At 41.4% G+C, this 18,135-nt stretch carries 14 protein-coding genes; 1 reads left to right on the top strand and 13 read right to left on the bottom strand.

What is annotated here, in order from left to right; genetic code table 11:
* Positions 1-308 precede the first annotated feature (308 nt).
* From cmk to AOC03_RS10790, 13 genes are all read right to left on the bottom strand, one after another.
* On the bottom strand, positions 309-1,070 hold the full coding sequence (cmk, locus tag AOC03_RS10850; RefSeq protein WP_062535910.1) for a (d)CMP kinase: 762 nt from the start codon (positions 1,068-1,070) through the stop codon (positions 309-311).
* Positions 1,071-1,198: 128 nt separating this feature from the next.
* Positions 1,199-1,756, bottom strand: coding sequence for a tRNA adenosine(34) deaminase TadA (gene tadA, locus AOC03_RS10845; protein ID WP_157049317.1), 558 nt, complete (start codon positions 1,754-1,756; stop codon positions 1,199-1,201).
* A 28-nt stretch (positions 1,757-1,784) separates the two neighbouring features.
* Positions 1,785-2,537 carry a uracil-DNA glycosylase gene (locus AOC03_RS10840; RefSeq protein WP_062535908.1) on the bottom strand — a complete coding sequence of 251 codons (753 nt, stop codon included), beginning with the start codon at positions 2,535-2,537 and terminating at the stop codon, positions 1,785-1,787.
* A 280-nt stretch (positions 2,538-2,817) separates the two neighbouring features.
* Positions 2,818-5,364 carry an ATP-dependent Clp protease ATP-binding subunit ClpA gene (gene clpA / locus AOC03_RS10835; protein ID WP_062535906.1) on the bottom strand — a complete coding sequence of 849 codons (2,547 nt, stop codon included), beginning with the start codon at positions 5,362-5,364 and terminating at the stop codon, positions 2,818-2,820.
* A gap of 783 nt (positions 5,365-6,147) precedes the next feature.
* Positions 6,148-6,558, bottom strand: a complete 411-nt coding sequence (locus tag AOC03_RS10830) for an ATP-dependent Clp protease adaptor ClpS (protein WP_062535904.1) — start codon at positions 6,556-6,558, stop codon at positions 6,148-6,150.
* Between the two features lie 115 nt (positions 6,559-6,673).
* On the bottom strand, positions 6,674-7,627 hold the full coding sequence (locus AOC03_RS10825) for a hypothetical protein (protein ID WP_204247911.1): 954 nt from the start codon (positions 7,625-7,627) through the stop codon (positions 6,674-6,676).
* Positions 7,628-7,877: 250 nt separating this feature from the next.
* Positions 7,878-8,945, bottom strand: coding sequence for an N-acetyl-gamma-glutamyl-phosphate reductase (gene argC, locus AOC03_RS10820; RefSeq protein ID WP_062535901.1), 1,068 nt, complete (start codon positions 8,943-8,945; stop codon positions 7,878-7,880).
* A 99-nt stretch (positions 8,946-9,044) separates the two neighbouring features.
* Positions 9,045-10,181, bottom strand: a complete 1,137-nt coding sequence (gene hemE / locus AOC03_RS10815; RefSeq protein ID WP_062535899.1) for a uroporphyrinogen decarboxylase — start codon at positions 10,179-10,181, stop codon at positions 9,045-9,047.
* 261 nt (positions 10,182-10,442) lie between these two features.
* On the bottom strand, positions 10,443-11,615 hold the full coding sequence (gene proB / locus AOC03_RS10810; RefSeq protein WP_062535896.1) for a glutamate 5-kinase: 1,173 nt from the start codon (positions 11,613-11,615) through the stop codon (positions 10,443-10,445).
* Between the two features lie 127 nt (positions 11,616-11,742).
* Positions 11,743-12,972 (bottom strand): Obg family GTPase CgtA, encoded by a 1,230-nt coding sequence (cgtA, locus tag AOC03_RS10805; RefSeq protein ID WP_062535894.1) that lies wholly within the window; start codon positions 12,970-12,972, stop codon positions 11,743-11,745.
* Positions 12,973-13,225: 253 nt separating this feature from the next.
* Positions 13,226-14,671 carry a glyceraldehyde-3-phosphate dehydrogenase gene (locus AOC03_RS10800; protein ID WP_062535891.1) on the bottom strand — a complete coding sequence of 482 codons (1,446 nt, stop codon included), beginning with the start codon at positions 14,669-14,671 and terminating at the stop codon, positions 13,226-13,228.
* Positions 14,672-15,028: 357 nt separating this feature from the next.
* Positions 15,029-16,192: a lipocalin family protein gene (locus tag AOC03_RS10795; RefSeq protein ID WP_062535889.1), complete on the bottom strand. Its 1,164-nt coding sequence runs from the start codon at positions 16,190-16,192 to the stop codon at positions 15,029-15,031.
* A gap of 329 nt (positions 16,193-16,521) precedes the next feature.
* A complete protein-coding gene (locus tag AOC03_RS10790; protein WP_062535887.1) occupies positions 16,522-17,652 on the bottom strand; it encodes an NUDIX domain-containing protein in 1,131 nt (376 codons plus the stop codon).
* Positions 17,653-17,972: 320 nt separating this feature from the next.
* Here AOC03_RS10790 and hemP point away from each other — a divergent pair, with 320 nt between their 5' ends.
* On the top strand, positions 17,973-18,131 hold the full coding sequence (gene hemP / locus AOC03_RS12575; RefSeq protein WP_420480459.1) for a hemin uptake protein HemP: 159 nt from the start codon (positions 17,973-17,975) through the stop codon (positions 18,129-18,131).
* The last annotated feature ends 4 nt before the right edge of the window (positions 18,132-18,135 follow it).

Raw genomic sequence — 18,135 nt, 5'->3', positions numbered from 1 at the left:
AGTACGGATCAAATTTATGAAGATGTAAAACGAGAACGAGATACTGGGTTTATATCTTATACCTTCATATAAAAAAACATTTGTTGGTAATAAGCATGTTATTCATAATACTCACTAGCAAAAACTGTCTTTACTTCTTTTAGCACCCATATTCTTATATTAGTAAACAATATGTCTTACTACAATCTTATACTAAAAGCGGATAAAGTGGGCTATTTTTGTAAATTATATTTTATATGCTACGCTTTTCAAAATAATGGCATCAGATAGTCATTAAGCATTAATAATCATTAGTGCAATAACAACCATCAAAAACAAATACCTAATGCCTGACAATGTTCTTTTATCCGCTGATAAACAGTATCAGCATCAAGGGTTGAGCTATCAATCAGTAAGGCATCTTCTGCAGGTTTTGAAGGTGCTGTTGTACGGTTTTCGTCACGATCATCACGCACTTTAATAGTTTCTAAAATTGCATCAAAATCTGCTGTCTGTCCAGCGGTAATCAGTTGAGTGACGCGGCGCTGGGCTCTAGCTTCAGCACTAGCAGTCAAAAATACTTTAACATCGGCATCAGGAAAAACGACTGTGCCCATATCACGACCATCGGCAATCAATCCTGAACGAGTCGCCATATCTTGCTGTAGTTTTAGCAAGGCTTGACGTACTTGTGGGAATACCGCTATTTGTGATGCATATCCGCCAACAGTTTCATTGCGAACTTGCTCACCTATGATGTCACCGTTAACAATAATATCGACGCGACCTGAGTCATGATTAGGTTCAAAAGCAATGTGTAAACTTTTGGTCAGCTCCAATAAAGCTGTTTCATTAATGGGCTGCTGTTGTGTATCCGCACTAATCAATCCTGCCTCAAAAGCTTTTAGTCCAACGATGCGATATAAAGCACCTGAATCTAATAGCTGATATCCTAACGTTTTTGCTAAACGCCATGCCGCTGTCCCTTTACCCGCGCCACTGGGTCCATCAATACAGATCACAGGATAGCGCAAAGAATGTGTCTCCGCGTTATTTATAGTGTAATCAGTCAACGAGCTAGAAACAGTCATAGGGAACACTTATTAAACAATATTTGCTTAGTTATCAATTACTTACTAGATAAATTGCATTGGCACAGCCAAATAGTGCGCCATTATAACAAATAAACCCTACTATCACTAGCATTTCACTGGATATCTTACGGCGGCGTAAGCGCGCTTTTATTCTTTTTTGCTGCCTGCCTACGCTGATGAAAGAAAGTTTTAAGCATTTGACTGCTATGCTCAGCACATAAGCCTTGTTGCACTTGAATACTATGGTTATAAAAGGGTTGAGTGGGCAAGTTTATTTGGCTATTCACCATACCAGCCCGAGGCTCAAATGCTGCATAGACTAACCTATTAACCCGCGCATGAATAAGGGCACCAATACACATGGTACATGGCTCTAGTGTCACATATAAGGTCGTTTGCTGTGGCAACCGATAATTATGTAAACGTTGACACGCGTCCCTTAATGCGACAATTTCAGCATGTGCAGTGGCATCGTGGCGACCAATAGGCTCATTAAAACCTCTACCAATGACTTCATTTTCATGAACCAGTACCGCGCCCACAGGCACTTCTCCACGCTCAGCGCCATATTGTGCAAGTTCTATGGCGTCATTCATCCAGTTAACATCTTGGAGTGACCAAAATTTACTGGTGCTTATGTTATCAATAGAAATAATAGATGGCTGTAGGAGTCGGTTCTGCATGTGCATACTCATTGCTATCTACTCTAATTTACTGCGGCAACTGCCAATCTATAGCCGTTTGACCATACTGAACCAGATAATCATTGGTTTTAGAAAATGGCTTAGAGCCAAAAAAACCGCCACGATTGGCAGCTAATGGCGACGGATGCACGGCAGTTAAAATTAAATGTTTATCCGTATTAATATACTTGCCTTTCTTTTGGGCTTTGCTGCCCCACAGAATAAATACGGTATGGTCTGTTTGCTCATTAACAATATTAATAACCGCATCAGTGAACGATTCCCAACCAGCATTCTGATGGCTATTGGGTTCACCTTCATTGACCGTCAATGAACTATTTAGCAGCAACACGCCTTGCTGTGCCCAATAAGTCAAATCACCATGCGCTGAATAATGCGTACCAATATCATCCGCCATTTCTTTAAGGACGTTATTCAGTGACGGTGGCTTCGGAATGGCTTTCGGCACAGAAAACGATAATCCCATGGCTTGCCCCGGACGGTGATAGGGATCTTGACCCAATATCACGACTTTAACTTGTGATAATGGGGTTAAGTTAAAAGCATTAAACATTAAATGTGCAGGCGGATAAACGCTCGTATCTGACTGATAGGCTTGCTTCAAGAACTCACGCAGTGCATCCATATTATCAGAAGTCAGCTCATCCGCTAACGCTGTTTTCCAGTCTGCTGGCAAACGTACCTTGTCTAAAATGGCTTGTTTTTGTTCAGCCGTTTTAGCTATTTCCTGATCTGTTTGCTCATTATCAAATAATTCCATTGAAATTTAGCCTTATTTTAATTGTTTTATAAAGGGTTAGGATACATATAACGATGAAAAATATCGCTATCTAATATAGGAAATACTGTCAAATAGGATAGTAGCAAAAAACTATATTATTTTTCATTATAAAAGTGGATTAATAACATAAATGAGATGAATAAGTGGCGGTTACCTGACCATAAAAAAACGGCTACTTATCATAGTAACCGTTTTATACGTGTCTTAGTTGTTAATACTAACCAGTTATTAATACCAACTACTTATTAATAACAGCTTATTAGCTGGCTAGTGACTCAGAGTCTGAATGCGGCTCATGAGTTTCCACCACCGTCAATATGATGCGGCTATCCGCTGAACCTTTATCACTTTGCATATTATTGCTGTTATTAAAAGAGGTCTTCTCTATAGAAACACCTTCAGCATCTGTTTCTTTCGGCTCTAACGTCAGATGGACAACGCCGCCATTCACCAAGTCACCAAACAAAATCATATTTGCCAATGGCTTTTTAATCTCATCTTGAATCAGACGCTGCATTGGGCGTGCACCCATCAGACGGTCATAGCCTTTTTCCGCTAGATATTCGCGTACCTCATCGTCAATCTCTAAGGTCACTTGCTTATCATCAAGCTGCACTTGTAGCTCAACTAAGAACTTATCAACGACAGATACCACGACTGAGGTATCAAGCGGATTGAACTGAATAATAGCATCTAAGCGATTGCGGAATTCAGGACTGAACACCCGCTTAAGTGATTCATTATTATCACGGCTATGGTCTTGTTCAGTAAAGCCCATCGAAGAGCGACTGATACTCTCTGCCCCGACGTTAGTGGTCATAATGACAATGACTTGTTTAAAGCTGGCAATACGACCATTGTTATCAGTCAATGTGCCATGATCCATCACTTGTAATAACAAGTTAAAAACGTCGGGATGCGCTTTTTCAATTTCGTCAAACAACAGCACACAGTGCGGATGTTGATTAATTTTCTCGGTTAATAAGCCTCCTTGATCATAGCCTACATAGCCTGGCGGTGCACCAATTAAGCGTGATGCCGTGTGCGCTTCCATATACTCTGACATATCAAAGCGTACTAATTCAACGCCTAATAGATTTGCCAATTGACGCGACACTTCTGTTTTACCTACTCCTGTAGGACCTGCAAACATAAAGGAACCAATCGGCTTTTCAGGTGCTTTAAGCCCTGCTCGCGACAATTTAATCGCATCAGCAAGGGTAGCAATCGCTTCATCTTGCCCAAACACCAAGCGTTTCAAATCGCGGTCTAAATGCTTAAGAACGCCTTTATCGTCACTTGATACCGATTTGGGCGGAATACGTGCTAACTTAGCAACAATAGCTTCGATATCTGCCACATCAATTTTCATCGGTGGTTTTTTATTTGGCACTTTCTGTGAACGATCAGCAGTCTTAGATTGGTCATCCGCTTTAGCGGATGCTACTTCATTCTGCATCTCGTTATCGGTATCAGCGTCATCGTCGATGTCATCAGCATTAAGTACTTGCTCTAAATCAGCAATTAAACTGTCTTCAGTATTAATATCATCCGCATCAGGGATAACGCCTAGACGCTTATATGCACCCGCTTCATCGATAACGTCAATCGCCTTATCCGGTAAGAAACGCTCGTGAATATGCTTGGCTGATAGCTGTACCGCACTAACCAAGGCGGCATCAGTATATTCAACATTATGGAACTCTTCGTAGCGTGGTTTAAGACCGCGTAAGATATCGATGCTTTCATCAATACTTGGTTCTTTAACATCAATTTTTTGAAAACGGCGTGATAGTGCATGATCTTTTTCAAAGACCTGACGATATTCTGTAAAAGTGGTTGAACCCACACAGCGCAATTCACCATTCGCAAGCGCAGGCTTAATTAAATTAGACACATCCATATTACTGCTCATGGACGAGCCTGCACCAATAATCATATGAATTTCATCAATGAATAAGATAGCATTAGGTTTATTCTTAAGCGCGTCCAATAATGCCTTCATACGTTTTTCGAAATCACCGCGATACTTAGTACCGGCAATCAATGCACCAATATCAAGGCTATAAATCACGCAGCCGCTGAGAGGTTTTGGCGCTTTATTATTGATAATTAACCATGCCAAACCTTCGGCAATTGAGGTTTTACCCACACCTGGTTCACCCACTAACAACGGATTGTTTTTGCGACGGCGACATAACACTTGCGCGGCACGCTCAATCTCAGGACCGCGCCCAATTAAGGGATCAGTTTTCCCTTCCGCTGCACGCTGGTTTAGATTACTAGCAAACTCCACCAACGGATCTTTGCTAGTTTTTTCCGACGCAGTACGGCGATCACCCGTCATTGAAGCACGAGGTTCAGAAGGTTCATCTTTATCTTGACCATGCGATAGATACTGAGTCAGCTCAAGACGACTAATACCCTGCTTTTTAAGCAGATAGACAGCATACGTATCATGCTCTGAGAACATAGATACTAAGATATCTGAGCCTTCAACCAATCGACCGCCGCCAATAGACTGCACATGGAAGATTGCACGTTGCAAGATACGATCAAAGCTTTGCGTCGGCTGCGGTGACTGCTCAATATCCACATCTATCGTTGGCGTATGCTTATTGATATAAGCTTCAAGCTCGGTACGTAGGCCAGATATATTGGCATTACAAGCATTCAGCGTATTAGCGGCATGCGTATTCTCTAATAATGCCAATAATAGATGTTCAACAGTGAGGTACTCATGCGATTTTTGGCGCGCAAGGGTCATTGCTAAACGCAAAGAGACTTCAAGATGACGACTTAACATAAGGAATTCCTACGGTTATACCTATCTTTATAATTTGATAGTTTTGTGAATCACATGGTTACTAAATCAGGGCGGCAACTGGACTGTTCAAGGGTAATAGTTGGTTCTTAGCATTATTATTCAATTACTCATTAACCTCTAAAAATGCTGCTCAAAAATTGCGATGATATTGGTATCAGTATTTATCAAAATCATTAACGACTGCCTATATTCATATCAACATGATAAAGCAAGATAGTCAATCTATTAACACGTACTAAAATGTATCAAAGCTTATATCAGCAACATACCATACCCATCAGACCAGCTAATTAAGTTGCTAATTTAGCATACGCTCAATGAACAGACTGACCATAATAAATAGCTGACAATAAGCCCTAAGCTTGCCTGACTCAGGCAGAAAACATCAAAAGTATAATGAGTATAGAAAATAAAGAGTTGTGAAAAGAAGATATAAGAGAATGCTAATAAATCTTAAGACAAAACAGATAATCACTGACGATTAAACCTATATAAGGCTAATCATGGCAAAAATCAAGGGCATCAAAGTTGATGACAGGAGAGAAATAGCGGGGATTTTAAGAAAATTTTACAGCGAAATAAACAGTGAGATAAAATAAGAAAATAGATTAGCATGATTACGTGAGTCATAAAGAATGACGTCTCATTTAATCATGCTGACATAGCAATTTTTTTAAACCACTATGGAGCAAAAAACTAGAATAAAACGATGGAGCGAAAAGCCAGAATAAGACAAAGGTCATTTACCTTATTCGCCATGCTTTATTCGCCCTGATGCGGTTCGATTTGAGTTAATAAAGGATAGCCTTCACGATGCGCCAAACTATTGACTTTTTTAGCTTTAGTTTCAGCAATATCCTTGGGATAAATACCAGCGATTCCTTTACTACTATTATGAATCGTCATCATAATTTCGATCGCGGTATCGACATTGTGGCGAAACTCCGATTGCAGTATATAAACCACAAACTCCATCGGTGTGTAGTTATCATTATACATAACCACCGCATACATTGGGGGCTTGGCGATTTCAGGCTCGGCAACCAGTAAATCAGTGTGTGGAGTGGTCTCGCTTTCAGGATTATGAACCTGCGCACGATGACCGAATGGCAACGCTGGAAAATGCCAATCATCAATCATCGAATGCCTATCAATTAATGTATTTTTTATCATAGCAATCAGTATTCAACAAGGTATGTAAAAAAGGTTTGGTAAATTCATATAAAAAGAGCGTGATGACTCTTTTTATAGATAACTGGTTTAGATAAGTATTAAAATAGCTGGCATACTATTTTTCACTACCTGCCTTACTATCGGTTTTAGGGTTGGCACTCGCTTTCTTCGTAATGACTGGGTTATTACTGGCAATTGGGCTTTGATCCACTTCTGGTAAGTCCAAAAGCGACAGCGGCATACTGTCTACCATATCGCCAAGATTCCAATCATATAATTGTTCTACTTTTTGATCACCGGCTTCTAAATTAAGCTTAACTTGTAACGGTTTAAAGCCTGCTGGCATCACAAAACGACCACGAATACGTACAATCCCTTCAATCGCATAATTTGCAGGTTCTAAAGGCACTTCAATAAAGTTATCTTTATCTTGTAAGGTCAAAGTGACTGCTAGATTTTTGGCTTGACCGTCTTCACTGAGCATACCCACATCAAAGCCGAACTCAAATGCATTCTCAGGTAACGGGTCTATTTTAGCACCCAAAATCTGTAACGGCATACCACCTTGTTTAGTAATCAGTTTGGCATATAAATCATTAAGCTGAGAAATTTGCTTACTTTCTACTTTTAAGGCCTGCTGTGTCTGACGCAGCTCATCTAAGTTGGTTAGACTAATTAACAGCTCTTGTTTGGCTGTCGCGACTTGATTGGTAAGAATTTTATGCTTAATTTTTAAATCTTTTAGCTCTTTACTGCTCTGTTCGATACTGACAGCCGATTGCTTGGTTTCATTTTGCAGCGAATAGTAACCGCGTTGGTAGCCAAGCTTATGACCCAGTAGTAACGCGACGACTGCTGTTACGAGAACGGCGACTACAAACAATGCCAGCAACCATGTTCCTGCACCCCGTTGATTGTTGCCAATACCTGCAGTACTTATAACACGGAACGACCGATTGATGCTCAACGGCAATCGTTGTTGAGATGATTCAATGGACTCAGAGGCAAGCGCGTGACACGACAATCGTGCTGGCTGCAAGGGCAAGCGGGGGGCAGTCTTAACACGCATTTAGACAGTATCTCTTAACAGGAAAACGAGATATTATAACGGAATTTAGAGTCAATACCTAGCACAGCGCTGTAAGCATGCTGACTTCACAGTAAAGATTCTGTGATACGGCGCTACTAGACTCTATATTAAATACTCGATTAAACGTTATTTGTTGGACATTATTAATTTACTGAATATCGCTCATGGCAATGTGTTCATTTGGTATTGTTCATGACGATATTCGTGTGATTATAATCTTACTTAGCATTTAAGGAACAATGGGCGCAGCGTTTAAACCTAGCGTTTCATTAAGCCCAAACATGACGTTCATATTTTGCACCGCCTGTCCTGCTGCACCTTTGACTAAATTATCTTGTACCACTAATATGGTCAATTCAGCGCGCTCGTTGTCTTGATGCACAGCAATACGCAAACGGTTGCTAGCACGTACACTACGAGTATCTGGATACATACCACGTGGCATCACGTCAATAAACGCTTCTGAGGCGTAGCTGTTCTCAAATACTTGCTGCCAGTCCACACCTTGCCCAGCGTCCGTAAGCTCCAAATGAATAGAGCTAAACATACCACGGATCATGGGTACTAAATGTGGTAAAAAGCGCACACGATGAGTAAATTGGCTATTTAATAATTGCGCAATGCCTTGTTCAATCTCTGGTAAATGGCGATGTCCGGTCACGCCATAAGCCTTAAAGTTATCAGTGGTTTCAGCGTAATTAAGCGCGATACTTGCTTGACGACCTGCGCCTGATACGCCAGATTTAGCATCAATCACGATTCGTGCTTCAATTAAACGGTTCGCTTGCTGATTTTGGGCTTCTATAATTGGTTTTAAACCTAAAATAGCGGTAGTCGGATAGCAACCAGGATTACCAACAATCAAAGCATTAGCAAGTTTGTCACGGTTGAGCTCTGGCAAACCATATACAGCTGTTTTCAATAAATCAGGACAAGCATGCGGCTGTTGATACCAATGTTCAAAATCTGCTAGCGACTGTAAACGAAAATCTGCTGCCAAATCAATCACTTTAACGCCAGCTTGGGTCAAGGCTTCAGCTTGCTTCATCGCTACGCCATGTGGCGTGGCAAAAAACACCACGTCACATTGTTGTAGTGTAGACAAGGTCTCATTGCCTAAGTCGCTAAAAACCAAATCAGAAATACCGCGTAAGCTTGGAAATATTTCATCCGCACGCGTACCCGCTTCACTACGCGACGTTAATAAATCAATGGACACCTCAGGATGGGCAGACAATAAGCGAATAAGCTCGATACCGGTGTACCCTGTTCCACCGACGATGGCTGCTGAAATCATAAGATGTCCTTTTTATGAAAAAAATATTAACTATAACGGCTCAAAAATAACTCAAAAAATTTGATTAGACCGCTCATCTATTGAAGATAATCGTAGCTATTAAATTTGGTACTCATGTACCGCATCGATAAATACTTTAGCACGCTCAGGGTCAACCCATTGTGTAATACCATGACCTAAGTTTGCCACATAGCCTGTCTTTTCACCACACGCATACGCACTGTCGAGCATGAATTTCACTTCAGAACGAATGGTTTCTGGTGAACCATAAAGCGTTGCAGGGTCTAAGTTACCTTGAATCGCCTTGCTACGTTGCAGCGTTTTATGCTGCTTGGTAAATTGACGCTGACTTTCGGTTAATACTTGACGCGCACGGTCTAAAGGCATCGTCCAGTCTAGCCCCAACGCATCCGCTTCGCTGTCTGCTTGAATATCCAACCAAAGACCACCGCCTTTGGTAAATAAAATAACTGGAATATTAGGATGACGCATTTTTAGTTCTGCAACGATACGCTTATTATACGCATGGGAAAATTCAACAAATTGACGATGACCAAGTGCCCCGCCCCAACTGTCAAATATCTGTAGTGCTTGTGCACCAGCGATGACTTGTGCATCAAGATAATCAATGACGGCAATCACAAGCTTATCGAGCAGTTGATGTAAAAACTCAGGTTTACTATAAAGCATACCTTTTGTATAGCGATAATCTTTTGAGCTACCACCTTCAATCATATAAGTTGCTAGCGTCCAAGGACTACCTGAAAACCCAAATAGCGGCACTTGACCATTCAATGCGTGACGGATACTGGTGACTGCTCGCATCACATAATCTAGCGAATCATTAACATCAAGCGTTGGTAATCGTTCTAGATCTGACTGCTGACGAATAGGGTATTTAAATTTAGGACCTTCGCCCGCCTCAAAATACAAGCCCAATCCCATCGCATCAGGAATGGTCAAAATATCACTGAATAAAATGGACGCATCCAAATCAAAGCGACGTAGCGGCTGTAAAGTCACCTCGGTGGCGCGAGCGGTATCTTTACACAGACTCATAAAGTCACCCGCTTCAGCACGGGTCGCTTTATACTCTGGTAAATAACGTCCTGCTTGACGCATCATCCATACAGGAGTGGTGTCTACTGGCTCAAAACGCAACGCACGCAGTAATCTATCATTTTTCAAAGTAGGGAATTTTTGATTCGTGGAATTATTATTGTCTGAGAGGCTCATGTACCAATCTCCAAAGTAGAACAATAGGTATTATTGTCAATGTTAATAGAGGATTAATTAAAAAAAACGGATAAATCAAGTTTATTAAAAAATGAGTCGATAAAGCTTATCTAACAATCATGGCGTTTCATAGCCCTGCTATGTATCTCTTAAAATTAAACCACCCGTTTACTAGAGCGATAAGCACCTATCAATAAAAACATATCTGTAAAAACATATCTGTAAACCAATCAATAAACTTATTAACAGAAAAATAGAAGCTTACATCGATAAGGCTAAATTATCACGGTGTACCATCACCACACGCTCTTCTTTATTACCAAGAATTCTATCAAACTGTTCAGTACGTTCACGAGCCACACGGCGCGCATCGGTAGACGAGAAGTTAACTTGTCCAATCGCCAAGCGTTCTCCGGTATCTTGATGAATAATTTCTACCACATCGCCTTCATCGAAGTCGCCACGCACTTCCACCACCCCAACAGGCAGCAAGCTTCTGTTATGCTCGATGACCGCTTTGGCAGCACCTGCATCTACAATTAGCGTTCCTGACATGCGTAAATGTGCGGCTATCCACTGTTTGCGCGCGATGATTTTATCGTGCTCATTGGTCGTTAATAAGGTGCCAACCGCCTCGCCTGATACCACACGGGTAATGACATCATCAATAGCACCACTGACAATCACTGTCGGGCAGCCGCCCATTGCTGCTAAGCGACCCGCGCGAATTTTGGTTAACATCCCACCGCTTCCAAGCTTACCGCCATCACCAGCAATATCAAATAAATAATCCGCCATCGCACGTTCTTGGCGAATCATTCTGGCATCGGGATTATTACGTGGATTATCGGTAAATACACCTTCTTGATCGGTTAAAATAATGTATAAATCCGCATTGACCATCGCTGCCGCCATCGCGCCTAACGTGTCATTATCACCAAACTTAATCTCATCAATTGTAACGGTATCATTTTCATTAATAACTGGCAGCACACGCCATTCTAATAATTGCGTGAGCGCACTACTGGTATTTAAATAACGACTACGATTGGATAAATCATCATGGGTCAATAGCAGTTGCGAGCTTTGTATTCCATGTTGAATCAGGGCTGACCACCATGTTTCAATTAAACCCATTTGCCCAATAGACGCGCAAGCTTGTAAAGCCGCAAGCTTTTTTGGACGTTCCTCAAGGTTCATACGTACCACGCCTTCAGCCACCGCACCTGACGATACAAGAATGACTTCCATACCCTTATTATGCAGTTTTGCAATCTGCTTTGCCCACTCGTAAATGGCAGTTCGATCCAGCCCACGCCCATTATTGGTTAATAATGATGAGCCAATCTTGACAATAACGCGCTTAATATCAAAGTTGCGGGTTTGCGTCATAAACCTTGCTTCTTCGGTCGTTTGCTCGATGTCACCTGCCATAAAAACTCCTGTATATTGCGGGATAGGTTTTAAAATAAGTCTAAAAATAAACCACTGCTCTATAAAAGAAGACTCTGCAAACTAGCAGATATCTTCTTTTATAAGGTACATATTTATAAGGTACACATTACGGGGCGTAAATCACTTCGACACCATCATCGTCATCATCGAAAGCTTCACCATCAAAGCTATCGTCGTCAGGCAAGTCAGTACCTTCACGTTGTGCTTTACGAGCCGCACGATAGGCTTCGCGCTGTGCTTCTGTATTACGGCGCACCTCTATTTCTAAACGCTCAAAGCGTGCTCTTTGTGCTTCAGCAAATTCTGGAAATTCTAACTCACGCTCGCGCTCAAGTTCAATCTCATTCATCAAATGGTATTTAACCGGATCAACACCCTCACCTGTTAAGGTTGAGGTACGAAACACAGCGCCTGTCCAGTCAAGCTCAGCAATAATATGTTCGCAAAGCTCATTTAACTCGTCTGCATCAACTATTTGATCGATTTTATTCAAGATCAAAATCTGTGGCAAATTCGCTAGCTCTGGTGAAAAACGCTCAAGCTCATTAAAAATAATACGCGCATTTTGTACTGGGTCACTACCATCAAGCGGTTGAATATCAACAATATGTAGCAGACGGCGTGTGCGTGCCACATGCTTTAAGAAGCGAATACCAAGACCTGCGCCTTCTGATGCGCCTTCAATCAACCCTGGAATATCTGCCATCACAAACGAACGATGACGACCAATATCGACCACACCTAAGTTTGGCACTAAGGTAGTAAATGGATAATCGGCAACTTTAGGGGTCGCAGCTGATACTTGACGAATAAAGGTTGATTTACCCGCATTTGGCAAACCAATAAGACCAACGTCCGCCACAACTTTTAGCTCAAACTTAAGTACTTTGAGCTCGCCCTCAAAACCTGAAGTGGCTTTGCGCGGTGCTTGGTTGGTTGAGCTTTTAAAGTGAGTATTACCCAGACCACCATCACCACCTTTGGCAATCAGGAAGGTCTGACCGATTTCGGTCATGTCACCAAGCACTTCATCCGTTTCAGTATCAATAACGGTGGTGCCCACTGGCACCGGTAGGAAGACATCGTCTGAGCCTTTGCCTGAGCAGTTTCTGCTATGACCATTTTCACCGCGCATGGCATCGTAGCGACGGGTGTAGCGATAGTCGACTAAGGTGTTGGTATTATCTTCAGCAATAACATAAATGTCACCGCCAGTGCCACCATCACCGCCATCTGGTCCGCCACGTGGGACATACTTTTCTCGGCGAAAACTGGCGATACCGTTACCACCATCGCCTGCTTTTACGGTTACGATGGCTTCATCAATAAATCGCATGTTACGTTCCTTAATTTATAATTTGGGTTACAGCTCGGGCTAATTTTGCCTGTATGTAAAGACGCTCTGCTTAACAGTGCGACCTTACATAAAGCCAATATCGGCAATTACTATGGCGACAACACCCGATAACCAATCAGACTATCGGGTGCTGTATTTAATATCAATGATGACTAGTATAACATTGAAGAACAGTATTCAAACCATGCTTATATAGCGATGTTTAACATAGCCCTCTTTTATACTAGAAATATTAGGCTGGCACTTGAGTATAGCTAATGCCTGCCATTTGTGTGGCTAAACGTAGCACTTGGGTGCTGTAGCCCACTTCATTGTCATACCAAATATAAACGATGGCATGATTATCGGTAAGGATAGTCGCTTGCGCATCCACAACACCAACATGCGTGTCACCAACAAAGTCAGTCGATACCGCTTCTGTTGAGTCAGTATAAGCAATTTGTGACTGCCACTGATTGCTGTTAGATACTTTACGCATAAAGTCATTTAAAGCATCAGCACTAGCTGGCGCAGTTTTTAGATTTAAGTTCAAAATCGCTAAGCTGACGTTTGGCGTTGGTACACGAATAGCGTTACCCGTCAATTTACCACTTAACTCTGGCAATGCTTTACCGACTGCTTTTGCCGCGCCAGTGCTGGTAATGACCATATTTAACACGGCACTACGACCACGGCGATCGGCTTTATGATAATTATCAATCAAGTTTTGATCATTGGTAAACGAGTGAATGGTCTCAACGTGACCATTTTCGATACCGAACTCGTCGTTCAATACTTTTAGCATAGGCGTAATAGCATTGGTGGTACAGCTAGCGGCACTAACAATCGTATCGTCACCAACAGTATTATTATTCACACCGTAAACAACGTTTTTAATCTCGCCACCAGCAGGTGCGGTTAATAACACTTTTTTCACACCTTTAGAGTGTAAATGCTTACCTAAACCGTCTTCATCTTTCCAGATACCCGTATTGTCAATAACCAATGCATTGTCGATACCGTAAGCGGTATAGTCAATTTCACTTGGATCGTTAGCATAGATAACTTGCACAAAACGACCATTAATAATCATTCCGTTATTGTCGTCATCAATACTCACGCCGCCTGTAAAGCTACCATGAATAGAATCACGCTCTAGCAATGACACACGCTTGGCTAAATCACCCGCCTTAGCAGGGCGTACAACAATCGCTTTTAATTGCAAGCCTTTAGCGCTTGATGCTTTTGATAACAGCAAACGCGTTAAGATACGACCGATACGACCAAAGCCGTATAACACCACGTCAGTTGCGCCATTTTGTGCTTGCTCAGAGGTATTTACCGCTTGCAATGCCGCTTCTAAGTCACTGTTATTCACAATGAGCTGACCGACATCAATGCTTGCCGATTGAATATTCGTATGCGCAGCAATCGCTTTTACCATATCTAACGTATCGGCAATAGCAATAGGCTCAGCGCCCGACTCGCGGATTGCCGCTTTTTGATGCAACGCCAATACGCGGCTCACTGATGTGCTATCAAGCGTTTCACCAAACAAAGTTACTTGTACGTCTTGCTCGTTATATAGCTTATTTAACAAACCAATCAATTCGATGGCTTGTTGTTCTTGGTTATTATATTGGCTTAAATGGTCTTGATGTAATTGGCGTAAGGTATCAGCGTTGCTCACGAGAAACATCCTTATAATCAGTAAAGAGTAGGTTCAATAGAAGTTATGATGACTAGGTAACAATAACTTATAACAGTAATGGCACTATGAAGAAACTAGAAGTTGTGTATAACAGTAATGCAATAAGTCTCAGTCTTTATTGCTATCCCTGCGATTAAATCGCTTAGATTTTAGCTTAAAATACCCCATTTTGCCAGTGATAACCGTTATTACTCGCAATTATGCCTATAATGAAAAAGAATTTGGTGTATTGTTAAAATAAAAAGACCGCTTATAAAGCAGTCTTTTTATGCACTCATCACCACTTAGTAGAAAAACTCATTAAGATGCATTGTTAAGGTACAAGAGATTAAGCTCTAACATTCATTAAGGCACAAGAGTAACATTCTGATTGGTTTGGGTGGTTAGCTTAAATTCTTTTAAATCATAGCCTTGTTGCTGGGCAATCTGGCGATACTTAGCATAAGTTTGCTGACTGATATTGGGCGAACGGGCGAGTAACCACAGATACTTGCGGTTAGGCATGCCTACTAATGCTGTTTTATAATCAGCATCACGCGCCAATACCCAATAATCTGCTTTTCCTACCGGTAACCAACGAATCCATGAAGGCAAAAACGTTACTTTGAGCTTACTACCTGAGCTATCGACTGCTTTTGCCAGTCCATTAGCGCTCATCATTGAGCCATCTTCTTTACGGCATTGATTAAGCACATCAATACCTGAACCATCTGCCTTACCTGTATACGTCGCTGTCACGTCACGAGCACAGTTACGCTGAAAATACATCGGTAAACGACCTATTTCATACCACGTGCCTGCGTATTGATCAAGGTCGACACTATCTACAGCCGTCGGTACGGTTGCTGATTGATTATGAATAATTGATGAAGGCTCAACCGCTAGCGTTGCCATACTATTTGCTGCGGTCTTTGTTGCTGTGGTATCCGCAGGCGTTGCATTCATCGGCAAGTTTTGCGGTGCGGCATAAGCTGAGAAAGCAGCTAACGGTATGATAATTGCTAGTGCAATAGCCGTATGTTTAAGAAGTCCATTCATAAATACGCGTTCCGGAATTTGGTTGCTAGGCGCTGATGATAAGCGATTACTTGATTTAACGTTGTTATTTTTAGCATTGCTTTTTTTAATATTATTAAGCGTCGGCTGCGCCTGTCCTTCTGATTGATAAAGGATAGCTGAGGATTTCTCCACCTTATTATTAACCTTGATAGCCGCTTTTTTATACCCGCTATCTTTTTTATAACTGCAATCAATGGTAGCTTTTGCTTGCGGATGATTAGGCTCCATCGTGCCGACCTTAGCATTAGTGACAAGATCATGAGTTGCTAAGCTACTCGGCACAACTTTATCAGAGCTGCTTTTATAAACATCATCATTACTGGCACAGCCGGTTTGTTGCTTTTTATCGTAAGCAAGATAAGGAGTAGTTGACTGCTTAGCCGACTGCAACTGAGAACCGGCTGCCTGTTCGTCATTCCATGCTGACTGAGGTAACTGAGTGGTTTTCATAGTAATACCATTGATTATTATGTAAATAGTGGCGTGTTTAAATTCATCATCTATAAAATCTTAAAATTATTCATTTAAAATATATTGAGCTATTTTGGTAGCTATTAGCTTATTCATTGATGATTTATATTAAGGGCATGGACTCCGTTAATACAGTGTGACAGTGTAGGAAAACGCAACGGTTTGTAAGCAATACTTTCCTTATTCACTGGAATGAGTACAGTGTAACGCTGATGTAAAATATAGGCAAAACAACGCTTTATCCGGCAATATTTTGTCTCAGAATTATGTGTTAATTCAATAAAGTCATAGTATTGACCATTTGCTTGTTAATCTTTTAAAAACTCGCGAATACCGGCAATACTTGTCGCTCCATAATGGCTGGCTTGTTGCGACATTATTGGTGATAGACCACCCAACGAGATAACGGGCATATCAGCCAGTTGCGCCAATGCCGACCACGCCTCCCATCCGAGTGGTACGTCATCAGGATGGCTTTGCGTCGCTAATACCGGTGATAGTAGCATTCCAATAACGGGTGGTTGCTGATTTTTTAGACGGATCGCAGCAAGTTGATTGGCAGCGTAAATACTGTCTATATCATGGCAGCTTATGATTAAGGGTTGGTCTATAGACAGGCATTTAGTATCTTTCTGATTAGGTTTGGGCTGTTTTTTAAGGTCACTAAACCATTGCATCAACTCAGTATGGGTTAAATGACCCGCTTTTATATGCGGATGATTTTGAATATAAGCTTGATGAACGTCTTGATTATCCGTTGTGAGCATTTGGCTAATATGATGATTAGGCAATACGCCATTTATATCAGGACGCAAATCCATTAACTGCTTAATAAGCATTATTTCCTGACTTTGCTCATTGACCGTACTGGCTTTAATACGAATATATACCCACGCGTCTTGCGGTAAATGCTGTTGCTGATAAGCAAGCCATGCGGCAGTTGCGTTTGATTGGTCACTAAAATGCGCTAATGGATAAGTAATCACTAAATGGGTTGGCAGTTGTAACCATGCCAAAATCGTTTGATTCGCAGCGGGTAGCGGATAGTCGCCTGCCAGCAACTTATTTTTATCCGCCCAAACTAGCGGCTGTCCCTCTAACCCGTGACTCTCATACTGATGCTTGGCAAACTGCGCATCTGTTAATGCCACTTGATATACCTGTAAGCACACGTGCTTATCACCGTAATCATGATGCAGACGCCCAAGCTTAACAGCGACATTATCCTTAATATTAATACCCGTCTCTTCACTCACCTCTCGTATCAACGCTGCTCTTGCTGTCTCATCTGCCTCTATCTTACCGCCCACGAACTCATAACGATTGCCTTGATGCTGGGTTTTATTGCGAAATCCTAGTAAATATTGTTGTTGATAATGAATAACGGCAACCGCGACGTTGACGATTGTAGAGGTTGGTTGTACCTGATAACTGAGCATAAAAACGTCCTGTGCATTAAGCCTGTGTATTAAACTTGGGTAGATTTAATCACTCTACTAGAACCTGAGAAAAATTAAAAAATAACGGCATAACTTTCCAAAAGCAACTTTAGAAAAGCCAATAAATTATGGATGTAGAATTACACAAGTTTACATAATAAAGGCATTTTACTTTATTAACCACTTGCAAATAACTTTAATGTAAATGATAATTGTTATCGTTAATTGACTCATTCAGCATATCGTTGTTTCTCCTGTCGCTGTCTATGATTTACACTTACTGAACACTCAACGCCCGCCAAAAGGAATTAATTATGAGTATGGTCCTCTCTCGTTACTTAAACTACCGTGAAAATCGCCTACCTACCCTACAATCACAACATTTATTTGCGCTCACTAAAGAGGTACGAATTAAGCATGAAGGTGAAGAATATCGCCTACGCTTAACCCGTAATAATCGCTTAATTTTGACCAAGTAGTTTT

It is taken from the genome of Psychrobacter urativorans, from assembly GCF_001298525.1.
Classification (GTDB): domain Bacteria; phylum Pseudomonadota; class Gammaproteobacteria; order Pseudomonadales; family Moraxellaceae; genus Psychrobacter; species Psychrobacter urativorans_A.
This window is presented reverse-complemented; position numbering and strand designations above follow the sequence as displayed.

Coding starts and splice junctions, on each gene's coding strand:
- cmk (WP_062535910.1), bottom strand. CDS start 1,070: ATGACTGTTTCTAGCTCGTTGACTGATTACACTATAAATAACGCGGAG.
- tadA (WP_157049317.1), bottom strand. CDS start 1,756: ATGCAGAACCGACTCCTACAGCCATCTATTATTTCTATTGATAACATA.
- AOC03_RS10840 (WP_062535908.1), bottom strand. CDS start 2,537: ATGGAATTATTTGATAATGAGCAAACAGATCAGGAAATAGCTAAAACG.
- clpA (WP_062535906.1), bottom strand. CDS start 5,364: ATGTTAAGTCGTCATCTTGAAGTCTCTTTGCGTTTAGCAATGACCCTT.
- AOC03_RS10830 (WP_062535904.1), bottom strand. CDS start 6,558: ATGATAAAAAATACATTAATTGATAGGCATTCGATGATTGATGATTGG.
- AOC03_RS10825 (WP_204247911.1), bottom strand. CDS start 7,627: ATGCGTGTTAAGACTGCCCCCCGCTTGCCCTTGCAGCCAGCACGATTG.
- argC (WP_062535901.1), bottom strand. CDS start 8,945: ATGATTTCAGCAGCCATCGTCGGTGGAACAGGGTACACCGGTATCGAG.
- hemE (WP_062535899.1), bottom strand. CDS start 10,181: ATGAGCCTCTCAGACAATAATAATTCCACGAATCAAAAATTCCCTACT.
- proB (WP_062535896.1), bottom strand. CDS start 11,615: ATGGCAGGTGACATCGAGCAAACGACCGAAGAAGCAAGGTTTATGACG.
- cgtA (WP_062535894.1), bottom strand. CDS start 12,972: ATGCGATTTATTGATGAAGCCATCGTAACCGTAAAAGCAGGCGATGGT.
- AOC03_RS10800 (WP_062535891.1), bottom strand. CDS start 14,671: ATGTTTCTCGTGAGCAACGCTGATACCTTACGCCAATTACATCAAGAC.
- AOC03_RS10795 (WP_062535889.1), bottom strand. CDS start 16,192: ATGAAAACCACTCAGTTACCTCAGTCAGCATGGAATGACGAACAGGCA.
- AOC03_RS10790 (WP_062535887.1), bottom strand. CDS start 17,652: ATGCTCAGTTATCAGGTACAACCAACCTCTACAATCGTCAACGTCGCG.
- hemP (WP_420480459.1), top strand. CDS start 17,973: ATGGTCCTCTCTCGTTACTTAAACTACCGTGAAAATCGCCTACCTACC.